Source organism: Sulfuricurvum sp. (assembly GCF_049305995.1).
In the GTDB taxonomy this organism is placed as follows: domain Bacteria; phylum Campylobacterota; class Campylobacteria; order Campylobacterales; family Sulfurimonadaceae; genus Sulfuricurvum.
In genome coordinates this window covers 1-14,917 of the sequence record NZ_JBAQPS010000340.1, presented here as the reverse complement: position 1 = coordinate 14,917, position 14,917 = coordinate 1, and the positions used below count along the sequence as shown (strand labels likewise).

Annotated in this window: 10 protein-coding genes; 7 read left to right on the top strand and 3 right to left on the bottom strand. The window is 39.1% G+C overall.

Translation table 11 applies throughout. The features are described 5' to 3' along the window. Nucleotides 1-1,390, top strand: a 1,390-nt coding sequence (locus tag WA010_RS11585) for a GGDEF domain-containing protein (RefSeq protein WP_422557271.1), incomplete at its 5' end; no start/stop codon positions are given. Nucleotides 1,391-1,477: 87 nt separating this feature from the next. On the opposite strand, the gene WA010_RS11580 is transcribed toward WA010_RS11585, so the two are convergent. From WA010_RS11580 to WA010_RS11570, 3 genes are all read right to left on the bottom strand, one after another. Continuing rightward, nucleotides 1,478-3,319: a diguanylate cyclase gene (locus WA010_RS11580; protein WP_422557270.1), complete on the bottom strand. Its 1,842-nt coding sequence runs from the start codon at nt 3,317-3,319 to the stop codon at nt 1,478-1,480. A gap of 120 nt (nt 3,320-3,439) precedes the next feature. Further along, nucleotides 3,440-5,254 (bottom strand): glutamine--fructose-6-phosphate transaminase (isomerizing), encoded by a 1,815-nt coding sequence (glmS, locus tag WA010_RS11575; protein ID WP_422557269.1) that lies wholly within the window; start codon nt 5,252-5,254, stop codon nt 3,440-3,442. Nucleotides 5,255-5,256: 2 nt separating this feature from the next. Beyond that, on the bottom strand, nt 5,257-7,764 hold the full coding sequence (locus WA010_RS11570; RefSeq protein WP_422557268.1) for a DUF294 nucleotidyltransferase-like domain-containing protein: 2,508 nt from the start codon (nt 7,762-7,764) through the stop codon (nt 5,257-5,259). 159 nt (nt 7,765-7,923) lie between these two features. On the opposite strand from WA010_RS11570, the gene mqnE reads away from it, so the two are divergent. The 6 genes from mqnE (at nt 7,924) to WA010_RS11540 (ending at nt 14,731) form a co-directional block, all read left to right on the top strand. Then, a complete protein-coding gene (gene mqnE / locus WA010_RS11565; RefSeq protein WP_422557267.1) occupies nt 7,924-8,985 on the top strand; it encodes an aminofutalosine synthase MqnE in 1,062 nt (353 codons plus the stop codon). A 9-nt stretch (nt 8,986-8,994) separates the two neighbouring features. Further along, entirely contained in the window at nt 8,995-9,564 is a 570-nt protein-coding gene (locus WA010_RS11560) for an anthranilate synthase component II (RefSeq protein ID WP_422557266.1), read from the top strand. Between the two features lie 185 nt (nt 9,565-9,749). Then, nucleotides 9,750-10,745 (top strand): hypothetical protein, encoded by a 996-nt coding sequence (locus WA010_RS11555; protein WP_422557265.1) that lies wholly within the window; start codon nt 9,750-9,752, stop codon nt 10,743-10,745. A gap of 92 nt (nt 10,746-10,837) precedes the next feature. After that, complete coding sequence (locus WA010_RS11550; protein WP_422557264.1) at nt 10,838-12,154, top strand: ATP citrate lyase citrate-binding domain-containing protein; 1,317 nt, start codon at nt 10,838-10,840, stop codon at nt 12,152-12,154. A 10-nt stretch (nt 12,155-12,164) separates the two neighbouring features. Further along, nucleotides 12,165-13,982, top strand: a complete 1,818-nt coding sequence (locus tag WA010_RS11545) for a citrate/2-methylcitrate synthase (RefSeq protein ID WP_422557263.1) — start codon at nt 12,165-12,167, stop codon at nt 13,980-13,982. A 119-nt stretch (nt 13,983-14,101) separates the two neighbouring features. Next, a complete protein-coding gene (locus WA010_RS11540) occupies nt 14,102-14,731 on the top strand; it encodes a pilus assembly FimT family protein (RefSeq protein WP_422557262.1) in 630 nt (209 codons plus the stop codon). Nucleotides 14,732-14,917 lie beyond the last annotated feature (186 nt).

The following is a 14,917-nucleotide window of genomic DNA, read 5'->3' as shown; positions in this document are numbered from 1 at the left end:
TGTAGCAACTGAAGGTAAAAATATTGATTGCCTTAGTTGTCATGATGCAAAAATAGGTGAAACATTGGGGGCTATTTCGATTGAAATGGAAATTAATGATATCAAAGTGAGTGGATTGATTGCTTCTGCTATTGCTATTATTGCTTTAATCATTTTAAGTTTTTACCTCCTTAAAAATGTTCGACGTTTTATCTTATCATATAAAGAGACACTCGATAATATTGCTATTACTATGGAGAGAGCAGAGGGGGGTGATTACCATTATCGGGTGGATCAACATGACAATGCGGATGGGTATAAAGCGGCGATGTGGACTAATGCTTTAATAGAAAAAATTGATTCCGTTCTGAGTCAAAGTAGTGAAAAAATGGTTTCATTGATTCAACTTGATAAACCAAATACAGATCCTCTGTATACACTTCAAAGCGGTATTCATCAACTTTATGAAGTGGAACGTTTTCGAAAAGCAATTGAAAAAGATCAAAATATTGAAGAGGTATATGGTCGTATCATTGCATTATTGCGTACGCATTGGAGTTTGAATAATTTTAATATATTAGAAGTTAATCCTCAAAATAAGGCTACTCATCTTGTTCACAGCGAAAAAACACTGTTATGTGATGCCTTAAGCGGTTGTCGTGTTGATCGAACGACACAGATAGTTGATTCAATTCAATGTGATGTTGCATGTCCCAAAATGATTGATCCCTCAGCACATTATGTATGTCAAAGTTATCCGATTGTCGATGAGCTTGATATTGTAATTTCGTTAGTGAGTTATGATGTGCGTGATATTCCTAAAATTCGTATAGCTCTTGAACAGCTTGGAAACTATATTAATGCTTCACGATTGCAAATTATCAATAAAAAATTACAGCAAACAGTTCGAATTGATCCATTAACACAAATGTATAATCGCACCTATCTTGAAGAATTAAGTAAGCTGATTAATGCCCAATCGAATCGTACAATGATCCCTTATGGTGTAATGATGGTTGATATGGATCAGTTTAATGCGATTAATGCTTCTTATGATATGCAAATTGGGGATGAAGTCATTAAAGCCATGTCCCGTAATATTCAAGATCAGTTGCAACAAGGAGATATTCTTGTCCGATATGGTAACGATACGTTTGGCGTTATTTTATACGATTATGAGGCTACTGCTGTTTATGAAGTTGCTGATGCGATCCATTTATCATTTAAAAAGAAAATACGGGTTAATACCTATGCCATTTTAAAAACAGTTAGTATCGGTATTTCATTTTTTCCGACGCAAACCAATAATATATTCGAAGCGATCGAATTTTCAAAAAGAGCGTTGCTAGAAGCGAAGCATGAAGGTGGGAATTGTTCTCTTGTATATGATAAGGGAACAATGCCTATTTAATATTAGTGATGTGAAGCGCAAGAAAATCAAACTTAACTTTTTAATTGTGTAAATTTGTAACCCGATATAAAGGGAAAAAAATTTCTCTTAAAAGTGATCGCCACCATTAAACATTCGAGACTCAAATTCAATCACGCGATTGCGCCCTGTATGTTTACCTTCATACAAAGCAAGGTCTGCAAATTTAATTACTTTCCAAATTGAATCAGCATGTAGTGGAAAATGAGAAATACCGATACTAAGTGATTTTTGGACGGTATCATTTCCGAAAAGAAATTTCTTTTCGTTGAAGTGAATACGTATCTTTTCCGCAACAGCCAATGCACCATCTTGAGTTGTATTGTGTAATAAAATCAAAAATTCTTCACCTCCATAGCGAACTGGAAGATCTGATTTTCGGACATTTAGCTGTAATATCTCTGCTAATGCTTTAATAACAATATCCCCTGCATCATGCCCATAGGTATCATTTACCATTTTAAAATAATCAATATCAATCATTAAAACAGCATAAGAGATATTGCTTCGAATTGCTTGCTCAGCACTTTTATCGATAAATTCTTCTAAAAAGCGACGATTATAGAGGCGTGTTGCACCGTCTCGAAGTGAAGAATCTCGTAATTTGTCCATTAATGTACGACTTTCAATGACTGCTTTAGCGGCTTCAAAATAATTTTTGATACTCGGAAGCAACGTATTCATTTTTTCAATTGTAGTTGTATGCTTTGCAGAGTAGGAGAGGATTAGAGAAAGATCTTCATTAATATTAAATGGGATGCAAGTATACTCTATATTTTCGGTACAGTTACTGCAAAGGTTTGGAAAATCGGTTGAATAAACATCGCTAGCAGTTCGGTAAGCTCGGCATTCCATAGCATTAGAATCAGTTATCGGAAGACAGAAACTGTTTTTATTGCCAGTAATAAAAATTAGTTTACGTTCTTTAATATTTTTATCAACCTCATAAAGTGCAAAGTGAGCAAAGTCAAATTTTTCTTTTAAGACATAGATAAAACGTTCATAAATAGCGTCTTTTGTCGTATCTAGCTCGATTGTTTTTTTAAATTTATAAACATCTGACAGTTCTTTAATAATCGTTCCTGCCGTGTTCAACGGATCAGCGCACGAAATATTTGAACGGCTAACAAATGTATTGAGATCGCGCTTGATACTACCAAAGGTATCTTCCATTTTTTCAAAAAGAGTGTTCATTTGTTCAGCGACTTCTGAACCTGCATCTTTAAGTGTTGTAGTAAAGCGAAATGTAAAATCACCGGTACGTGCTCTTTTGATACCTTGCTGTAAGTTTTCAAATAATTTCATGTACGGTTTAAAATAGTAGTTTGTGACCCATAGTGCAATGATGATAAAAATAACATTAATAGCAAAAATTTTAGCAATAGTCATTGCTCCTGTCTGTCGTATATCATTGATATCAAATTCCATGCTAATAGCGCCTAATACATCTCCCTCTTTGGTATTATGGCAGGTAAGACAATTGGGACTTCCATAGGCTGATGCAATATAAGGGATCGTTACACGTAAGATTGCTTTATCAGAAGTCTCATTAATCTTTCGAACAGTGATCCCTTCGTTAAGAACTTTTTGGTCGATGGCATCTCTAGGTTTTTCATTTTGCATACCTTCGCCGTATTGTTTAATAACATTATCAGCTCGGACAATCCACAGCGCTTGAACATCTTTGATATTGGCAATATTACTGAGGAAAAACTCCCGCTTGTCCATGATACCGTTGACCATATGAGCTGTTAGACCGTCACGGACAATTTCAGCCGTCATTTTTGATTTCTCAATGGCATTATTGTAACCGTAGTCTCTGAAATTGATAGCAACATTAGTAATTGTGGCGACAGCCAGTCCGATCAGCATCAGTGCAACAATAAATAAAATTTTTCGATTGGTATTCATTAAAAAACCTTTGATAAAAATTTAAACAGTTAGATAAACCAGTGAGGATAGCAAAATAATTTTTAAATACGTATGAAAATATATTAAATGCCTCAAATAAGGCATTTGAAAGGAAAAAAATTATTCTACAGTAACACTTTTAGCAAGATTACGTGGCATATCGACATCATTTCCTAGGCGAATTGCTATTTCCATAGAAAGCAACTGTAAAACAACCATCATCTCGAAAAATTCAAGCATGTAATCATCTGCATTGCGAGTTTTGATATGATCATCTGCTTTATCGAAACTGAGTGGACTGATAGAGCAAATGGTTGAATCACGGGCACTAAGCTCTTCAATATTACTTTTGGTTTTTTCATAGAGCATATGTTGCGGTAGTAATGCAATCGTAAAAAGCTCCGGATCAGCAAGAGCGATAGGGCCATGTTTCATTTCACCACTAGGGTAACCTTCGGCGTGAAGATAACTGATTTCTTTGAGTTTTAAGGCTCCTTCTAATGCCAAAGGGAAGAAAACATCTCGTCCGATGAAGAAAAATCCATGACCATGAAGATAACGCTTGCTAAGACGGCGAAGCTGCTCATGTAGGGTATTATCAACATTGACTGAAGAAGGAAGAGTGCGAAGTAAAGTAATCTGACGTTGAATTTCAGATAATTCTAATGATGTACGGTTTTCTGCGAGGTAGAGACTAAGCATCCACAGTACGCACACCTGCGTTGCAAACGCTTTGGTCGAAGCGACCCCTTTTTCGATCCCTGCACGGGTAAGGATAGATGCGTCGGCAAGTCGAACCATAGAGGAATTATCGACGTTACAGATCACAAGCGTTTTGAGGTTATTGCGTTTTGCCATCTTGAGGCTCTCTAGAGTATCGGCTGTTTCACCGCTCTGAGAGATAACGACGAAAAGGGTATCTGGGGTGAGAAATGGTTCTCGATAACGAAATTCACTGGCAATTTCAACAGAGGTTTTAATTTTGGCATGACGCTCAAAGAGATAGCTCGCAACGAGTGCGGCATGATAGCTCGTACCACAGGCGCAAAATTTGATCTCATTGACCCCTTCAAATAAGCTTTCATTAAGCTCTTCGAAATAGACGCTATCATCGCGAAGTCGTCCAAGGAGTGTATCGGCGAGGACACGGCTTTGCTCATAAATCTCTTTTTCCATGAAAAAACGAAATCCCTCTTTTTGGGCAGAGAGTTTGTTCTCAGAGAGGGCAGTGAAGCGGAGAACGACAGGGGTGTTGTTCTCATCGAACAATGAAACCCCCTCTGTGGATGCATAGCCGTAGTGACCGTCTTCGAGATAAAGTACTTCGTGACATTTTCCGATCAATGCGGCATCGGAAGAACCAAACAGAGTTTCATTTTCGCGGTTACGCCCTATAATCATTGGTGAACCGTGTTTGGCAAAGAAAATATTTCCTTCAGCATCAGCATTGACAAGTAAGATAGCATAAGCTCCATGAAGTTGAGTCAGAGTCTGTTGAAATGCTTCAAATGGGGTCGAGGCATTTTTGAGTTGGTGTTCAAACAAATGAACAATGACTTCAGTATCCGTTTGGCTTAAAAACTGTACTCCCTGTTCAGTGAGCATGGATTTAAGCTCTTGGTAGTTTTCGATGATGCCGTTATGAACAACATATGAGTTTTTCCCTAGATGAGGATGAGCATTGAGTTCGGTCGGTTTACCATGTGTTGCCCATCGAGTATGTCCGATACCAACCGAGAAGCCAGTACTTTCATAGTTTTGAGCTTTTTCTTCCAAATTAATGAGTTTTCCGACCGCTTTAAAAAGAGAAAAATTACCGTTTTGCAGTACTGCAATACCCGCAGAATCATATCCTCGGTATTCGAGTTCGCGAAGCCCGTCTATTAATATTTGTTTAACAGGTTTGACACCAATGTATCCGACGATACCGCACATAATCACTCTCCTATTAGTTTTGCAATAATTTCTCGCGCATTATCGCACATTCTGTTTTGTTTTTCAATTAAGAAATGATCACGTGCCATGTTCTTATTGGTATGAATTTTTGCGGTAGCGATATTGATTTGGGATTCGTCAAAAAGTTGCACAAAATAGGCTAAAAGACCGCGTTGATTTTTGGTATGAAGATTCAGTTGGGCGTAATGGATTGAATGGTCACAATCAAGAGTTATTTCATCTTCTTTAATAATGGGTTTTTGTAAATCGAGTTTACGACTCATATCAAACGCCTCTTCAAGAATTATTTCGATTTGTTCCATGGTTCCTTCACGCGGGCGTTGCAAAAATTCGATTTTAAAATATTTGATCCCGTCAAAAAGGGTAAAAATATCCATTGAAGCAACATCGAGATAACTTAGTTTACCGAGTAAATATCCTAGGTTTAATGGAATTCGGCGGAAAATATGGATAATAAGACCCCCATCAATGTTAAGCTGATAGGTAAACTTTTGACAGTGGAATGCCTCTTTGGAAATATTGATAATTTCACTTGGAGCGTGTTTGAAGAAAAAGAGGTTTGATTCGATGGAGAGAACTTTTTTTTGTTCAATTTTACTTAATTCGCTGAATTGAGGGTCATTGGTAAGTCTTTTCTCTTTATTTTGTCGCTTGATGGCATCGGTAATTCGATCATTTTGAGATGCAATTTCAAGTGATGCTTCATAAAGTTCGTGAAGTAAATTGGCTCCAAATCCGGTATAAGTTCCAGGACCTACACCATTTACATCGGCATAAGTAAGGATATAGAGAAGTTTGAGGTTTTCAGGTGTCTTAATTTTAGACATGAATTGATAGAGAGTTTTTTCATGATAGAGATTTTCACGGTAGGCTACATGGGTCATCAAAACATGGTGTCTGACGAGTAAGGCGGCACGTTCATAGAGTGCTGAAGAGAGTTTAAGGTTTTTGATAAACGGAATAATCAATTTTGTCCCTACTTCACTGTGATCTTGTTTTCGCCCCTTGCCGGTATCGTGGAGTAAAATGACCGCTTTTAGAAGGGTTTTATCCGTAATACTGAGAGGTTTATAGAGTGATTCTACATGGGGATCTTTAATGTTTTCGAGAGCTTCAATGCATTTGATTGAGTGCAAATCAACAGGATACTGATGGTATCCGTCAAATTGTGGTAAATGAAGTACTTTTTTGAACGCACCGATGAGTTGGTGTAATATTCCAGCATCATAAAAAAGTTTAAGGATAACATAAAGATACTGGCGTTCAAAAAGTTTACGTATTAGTGTATACGTTTTAACTCGCAACGGATGTTTAATCTGTGTGTAAGTAAAATGAAATAGAACACTTGAATCAAAAATCCATTCTTGATCTTGGAGATTTACTAGCATCTCTAAGAGAAGATCGATAGAAGGAGGTGTATGATGGTACGAGGCGTATAGAACTCCCTCTACCGCATAAAAACCTTTAATCAGTCGTCCCTGTTTTAGTTGTGAAATATTGTTCGTATCGTATAAATAGATTCGCGCCATTTTTTTAACATAAATTTGGGTGAAATTATTAATTCGCCATTGTGCTTCAAGTAAGCGGGTAACCATTTTTTTTTCGTCACTAAATCCCAGCATTTGAGCAATACGCGGCATGTAATCTAAGACCAGTTGATCTTGTTGTTTACCCGTCAGTAGATGCAAAGCGCTTCGAAGACGAAATAGTAACTCTAGTGCGATTCGATACTCTCGATATTGTTCTTCACTAAAAAGGTCTTCGCTTAGCTCTTTCAGAGTATTTACTCCATAAAGAGTTTTAGCAATCCAATAAAGGAGTTGTGAATCACGCAGTCCTCCTACACTTTCTTTAATATTTGGTTGCATAGAAAAAGGAAATTTACGTCGTCTCGTATTTGCTTCTTCAATCTTTGCCATGATAAATGCTTTGGGATTATCGTGACGAATCAGTATCAGTTTATTTTGTGTGGCACTCCACGTAAACGGAGAACCGATAATCAGTCGAGATTCCATCATGGCGGTCTTGATAGTGATGTCTTCACGCGAAGCGGCAAGTAAATCGTTTACTTCGTGAACGCGGTGCCCCAGTTTTAAACCGGCATCCCATGCGAGATAGAGAAATTTTTCGATAATCGCAGAGGTATTGTACCCCTCATTTTTTTCATACACGATCATGAGGTCAATATCGCTGTGAACACAAAGCTGTTCGCGTCCATAGCTTCCCAATGCGATAAAGGTTATTGGAATAGAACTTCGCATTGGCAGGTAATTACCAAAAAGGCGTCTTAGGACGGTTTTGTACATTAGCGAAATAATGGAATCGAGTGTTTTGGTATGGATAACGAGAAAGTCTTTTCCCTGATTACGTTCAAAAATCTCAGGAAGAGAGTTTTTATAATCAGTTATATAAGATTTAAAGAGCTTGGAAATCTCAAAATCGCTGGCTTTTTTCTCGATGAGGTCTTCGATGTGTTCATTAATACTCATACAATCTACTTTTTATTTTAATTGTAGCGTAGAATCATTTTTTTTGAGAGAAGTGCTAGATTAAAAATCAGACAATGTTCATACTAAAGTGTTATTTTGGTGGGTAGTTTATTTCTTTTGCTATAATGCGCGTCAAAATAAGCAGTTAAAGATTTTAGTATGAATTTGATCGAAAAAGTAAAAAACAATGAGCGTTTGAGTTTCGACGAAGCAGTCGCATTGTACGATTTAGACCTCTTTACCCTCGGTGAACTTGCCGATGAGCGCCGCAGGGCACTCCACGGCAAACGTACCTATTTTAATATCAACCGCCATATCAACCCGACCAATATCTGTAAAGACGTCTGTAAATTCTGCGCCTACAGTGCCAGCCGTAAAAATCCCAACCCCTACACGATGAGCCATGAGGAGATTTTAGCGATCACCGATGAGATCGTTTCACGCGGGATTCGTGAGGTACATATCGTCTCCGCCCACAATCCTGACACCGGATTAGAGTGGTATTTGGAAGTGTTTAGCAAGATCAAAGTACGCCATCCGCAGCTCCATATCAAAGCTCTTACAGCGGCAGAAGTTCATTTTCTCGCCGAAGAGTACGGCAAAAGCTATGATGAGATAATTGATTTGATGATAGCCAACGGGGTTGATTCGATGCCTGGCGGTGGTGCGGAGATTTTCGATGAAAAAGTACGCGATTACATCTGTAAAGGGAAAGTTACTTCTGCGCAATGGCTCGAAATCCACCGTAAATGGCACGAACGTGGGATGAAATCGAATGTCACGATGCTTTTCGGACACGTCGAAGATCGTTCTCACCGTATCGATCATATGTTCCGAATCCGAGATTTACAAGATGCTACGGGGGGATTTAACTGTTTTATCCCTCTAGTCTATCAGACCGAGAACAACTATCTCAATGTCAAAGAGTCGATTACGGCGCATGAAATCCTCAAAACGATGGCGATTAGCCGCATCGTTTTGGATAATCTTCCGAATCTCAAAGCCTACTGGGTTACTTCAACGGTGAATTTAGCACTGGTTGCCCAAGAGTTCGGGGCGAACGATCTGGACGGTACGATAGAGCGCGAGTCGATCAACTCCGCCGCGGGAGCTAAAAGTGCTCACGGAGTAAATCTCGAAGAGTACGTTGCTCTGATAAAGAACAGCGGATTTGAACCTATCGAGCGCGATAGCTTGTATAATACAATCAAAGCATGGTAAGGAAAAACAATGATTTTAATGATTGATAACTATGATAGCTTTACCTATAACATTGTTCAGTATTGTTTGGAACTGGGGGCGGATCTAAAAATTATCCGCAATGATGAGCTGAGTGTTGAAGAGATCGAAGCACTCCACCCTGAGAAAATCATCATCTCTCCTGGGCCGGCGACTCCCGATGATGCAGGGGTGACACTCGATGTCATTCGCCACTTTGCCGATAAAGTTCCGATTCTAGGGATCTGTTTGGGGCATCAGAGTATCGCTCAGGCGTTTGGGGGGCATGTCGTTCGGGCAAATCGGATGATGCACGGCAAAACCTCCAAGATGGTACGTCAGGGAGAAACCCCGATTTTCAACAAACTTCCCGAAATGTTTACGGCGACTCGCTACCACTCGCTGATCGTCGAGCAGGAAAATCTCCCTGATGTTATTATTCCGACTGCCTATAGCGAAGATGACCATGAAATCATGGCACTAGAGATCAAAGATAAACCTATCTACGGTGTTCAATTCCACCCTGAATCGATTATGAGTGAATTCGGGCATGAGATAATCAATAATTTTCTTAAATTATGAGAGAAAAAGCCTTTTTATTTGCGTTATTAGGGATTAATTTTTTAGTCCTGGTTTTGCAGATAAAAGGGCTCTCCATCGGCTATCACGAAGCACAAATTCTATATGGTGATTTTTCCCCTTTACAATATTTAATTTCCTCTTCACTTCACCTATTTGGACAGAACGATTACGCACTCAGAATACCGATGATTCTGTTACATCTTCTTTCTGCTTTTATCCTCTATGGGATATCGAAGCATTATGTTACACGAGAAAATGACCGTTTATGGATTCTTTTAATCTACATTCTGCTTCCCGGTGTAACCAGTGCCGCATTGGTTGTCGATAATGCCGGATTGATAATCACCACACTTTTTCTTTTTGTTTATATGCATTTGAATTACGGACGCTATTCATTGGTACTACTTCCTCTGCTTATGATGATTGATTCTTCATTTTCATATTTATTTTTTGCACTTGCACTCTATGGAATACATAAAAAAGAGTATTTTTACAGCGTAGTAGGGACCATTTTTCTAGCAGCTTCATTACTCATTTTCGGTATCCATATCGGAGGATCACCTGAAAGCCGTTTTTTAGATCTATTAGGGGTCTATTCGGCTATCTTTTCACCGATTGTTTTCCTTTATCTTTTTTACGTTTTGTATCGTCGAATGATGGCAAAAGAGTGGGATCTAATTTGGATGATTTCGATGAGTGCATTTATTATTTCGCTATTGCTCTCATTTCGTCAAAAAGTGGAAGTACAAACATTTGCACCATTTTTACTGATCGCACTTCCTCTTGCTGCACAAACATTTTTACATACGTATCGAATCCGTATACGAGAGTTTCGAGGGCGTTATCGAATTTTATTTTACAGTGCATTTATTTTGCTTGTTACTAATACGCTTGTTGTTTTTTTTAATCATTACTTTTACCGTTTTTTGAGTGATCCAACACACCATTTTTCGTATCCGATGCATGTTGCCAAAGAATTAGCTACAGTTTTACATGAGAATCGTATTGAGTGTATTGACGCACAGGATAGAAAACTTCAATTACGACTCCGTTTTTATGGCATATCTGAATGTGAAGATTATAAGTTAGAAAAAAATGCAGAGCACTCAAAAATAAATGTAACAATAAGTTACATTGAGGTTCCTATTTACAATACATGTGTTACTAAAATAAACAAATGAGCATCTTCTTTGGTTTAAAGTTATTTAGAAATCATTCTAATTCCCTATAAATGATATAATTTCGTCCAAATAGATTTTTCGAAGGAGTTGCAATGGCTCAAAGAGCAATTCGTGAATACGATGGTAAAGCAATTTTCTCAAAACATTGGGAAAAATACTTCAGCGGTTTCCATTACGGTTTTAAATCAGTCTTGGTAACTAATGGTGATGAACTTCGTGCGAAAGCACAAGAGCATGGTTTTGAATGGTTGAAACAAGAAGCATTGGTTGCAAAACCGGACATGCTTTTTGGTAAGCGTGGTAAAAATGATTTAGTTTTGTTTCGTACCAATAAACCAGGTGATGTCACGCTTGAAGAAGCTGCAAAATGGATCGATGACAAAATTGCTTATGAAACAACGTTGCTTTCTGGTCAGCATGGAACATTAACCCATTTTATTGTTGAGCCGTTCACTCCGCATTCCCAAGACCAAGAATATTATATCTCTGCAACGACGGTTGGTGAAGACGATGTCCTTTATCTATCGGCTGAGGGTGGTATGGAAGTAGAAGAGGGATGGGAAGAGAAAGTTAATGAAGTCCATATCCCTATTACGATGGATGATGCATCTATTGCTCATTTGATCCGAGCTAATGTACCTGTTGGAATTCCTGTAGAAAATAAAGATCGTTTTATCGCTTTTGCTGAACAATTTTATAAATTCTATCGCGATTTGAATTTTGCCTACCTTGAAATCAATCCGATCGTTATGATCGGTAACGATATGCATATTCTTGACCTTGTTGCACGTCTTGATGACACAGCAGGCTTTATGATGGGTGAATCATGGTGCGGTGCTGAATTCCCGACGGCATTCGGTATGGAAGATCAATCTCCGGAAGAAAAAGCGATTGCAGAAGCAGACTCTAAATCAGGTGCTTCATTGAAGCTTACTATTCTTAATCCAATGGGACGAATCTGGACCATGGTTGCAGGTGGTGGAGCATCAGTTGTTTACGCTGATACGATTGCTGATCTCTCTGGAAACGTTGCTGACCTTGCGAACTACGGTGAGTATTCAGGTGGACCGACTACAGGTGAAACCAAGTTTTACGCTGATACGGTTTTGGATTTGATGACTCGTCATAAAGACCCTAAAGGTCGCGATAAAATTCTCATCATCGGTGGTGCTATTGCAAACTTTACCGACGTTGCAAAAACCTTTACCGGTATCATCCAATCCTTTGAAACCTATGCGGATCGTATGAAAGAGCATAATGCACGTATTTATGTACGTCGTGGTGGACCAAACTATGAAAAAGGTCTCAAAGATATTAAAGAAGCGGCAGACCGTTTGGGTCTCTACATCGAAGTTTACGGGCCAGAAACACACGTTACGGATATCGTGCGTATGGCTTTAGAGAAATAAGGAGAAAATAATGGGTGCTCTATTTACTAAAGATACACAAGCGATTTTCTGGAACAACAATGCAAGTGCTATCCAACGTATGTTGGATTACGATTATGTCATTAATCGTACTAAGCCATCAGTTGCGGCTATCGTTGCTCCTACATCAGGGAATAAATTCGAGAAATTTTTCTACGGACCTGATGAGGTTATGGTTCCGGTCTTCCGTAATACAACTGAAGCGGCAGCGGCATTTCCTAATGCAGATGTTTTATTGAACTTCGGTTCTTTCCGTACAGCATATGATGTAACAATGGAAGCAATCGGAATCAAAGGGCAGTTTAAAACTATCATGGTTACGGCTGAAGGTATCCCTGAGAGACTTGCACGTAAAATGAACCAAGCGGCTCGTGATGCAGGTGTGGTTGTTATCGGACCGGCAACGGTCGGCGGTATCGCACCAGGTGCATTTAAAATTGCAAACGTTGGTGGAACGATTGAAAATATCATTAACTCTAAATTGCACCGCGCCGGTTCATGCGGACTTGTAACTCGCTCAGGTGGTTTGTTCAATGAGCTTTCAAATATTATCAGTATCAATGCTGATGGTATTGCAGAGGGTGTTGCGATCGGTGGAGACCGTTTCGTAGGATCAGTATTCATCGATAACCTTCTTCGTATGGAGAGCAACCCTGAAGTTAAATACATGGTTCTTCTCGGCGAAGTCGGTGGAACGGAAGAATACAAAGTGATCGAAGCGGTAAAATCAGGCAAAATCAAAAAACCGATTATCGCATGGTGTATCGGTACAATCGCTAAACATTTCAGTTCTGGTGTTCAATTTGGTCATGCGGGTGCTTCGGCAAATGCAGATGCTGAAACGGCAGCGGCTAAAAATGAGGCAATGGCAGCAGCAGGTATCCATGTCCCTGCGAGCTTCAACGATCTTCCACACACTATCGCAGAAGTTTACGGGAAACTTCGCGCTGAGGGCACTATCGGTGAAATCGTTGAGCCAGAACTTCGCGCAGTTCCAAAAGTACGTCGTAAAAAAGAGTTCATTTGTACGATCTCTGATGATCGTGGTGATGAAGCGACCTACGCAGGTTATCCGATCAGCTCGGTGGCAACACCTGAGACAGGTTTCGGTATCGGTGATGTTATTTCACTTCTTTGGTTCAAAAAACGCTATCCGAAATGGGCAACCGATTATCTTGAGACGGTTATTAAAACCGTTGCCGATCATGGCCCTGCCGTATCGGGTGCGCACAATGCAAAAGTTACTGCTCGTGCGGGTAAAGATGTTATCAGTTCATTGGTAACTGGACTTTTGACGATCGGACCACGTTTTGGTGGAGCGATCGATGATGCGGCTCGTTATTTCAAATATGCAAACGACCGTGGAATGTCTCCTGCGGAATTCATAGACTATATGAAAAAAGAGGGTAAAACCATCTCCGGTATCGGTCACCGTATCAAATCAGTACGTAATCCTGATCTTCGTGTATCAGGATTGAAAAAATATGCGGCAGAGCATTTCCCTGCAACGCCATTGCTTGATTTTGCTTTGGAAGTTGAAAAATTGACTACATCGAAAAAAGATAACCTTATTTTGAATGTTGACGGTACTATCGGTATCTTGATGGTTGATATGTGGCGTGCACTTGGATATTCTGAAGACGAAATTGACGGATTCATCGAAGCGGGTGCATTGAATGCATTCTTCGTTGTCGGTCGCTCGATCGGATTTATCGGACATATTTTGGATGAAAAACGTCTTGGTATGCCGATGTATCGTCATCCGACAGACGATATCCTCTACAACGTCGAACTCGCAGACGAGATTTAATTTCCTCGTCATTCCCGACTTGATCGGGAATCCATTTCTCATATCTTTTTACACCTCTTTTTCTTCATACTTTTGTTATAATCGTTTTTTAATGAATCCTGTTTTCTAAGGTCACTATAATGAAACGTTTTGCTTTTACGATGCTTGAATTGGTCTTTGTTATTATTATCATCGGTATTTTAGCGGTACTTGCTATGCCGAGCTTTAACTCAAATCTATTGCAGCGAGCAGCAGAACAAGTAGCTGGACATATTCGGTATACACAACATTTAGCGATGGTCAATGATAAGTTTGATCCGGTTGATCAACTATGGTTCCGGGAGAACTGGCAATTTGAGTTCAAAAAGGTCAACACCCCTTTAAGTCTTTATTATGAAATTTATAGTGATATTGATCATAATGGTAATTCAGATACAATAAATCCAGAAGAAACAGCGAGAGACCCTTTGACAAATGAATATTTAGACGGTAGTAATGATATAACTGATTTAACAAAAAAATTTGGAATAATAAACATCTCTATGTCAAATTCGTGTCATGTCAATACCAGTGCAGCTATAGGAGAATTATCATTTGATTCACTAGGTCGTCCTTACTACTATATAACAAGTGCAAATCCTCCTGCAAATAATATGTTTCAATTCTTAGTTGTACAAGATTGTACTATTTCATTGCAACATCAAACTGAGGGGAATGCGACCATTACCGTTCGTCCTGAAACTGGTTATGTATCGGTTACCTACAATTAAAAAGTGATTCTTGTCACTTTTGTAAAATTTCTTCCCAAAACCTCTTGACATCTTTGTTGTTTTCCCCTATAATTCCCGTCCACAAACACTGGGAAGCTTGAAAAAGCGACTTAGATTTGAGTTTGAGATCATTGAAAACTAAGCAGGTTAGCGGATCGGGACGATGTCTTCGAGACGTTGACTATG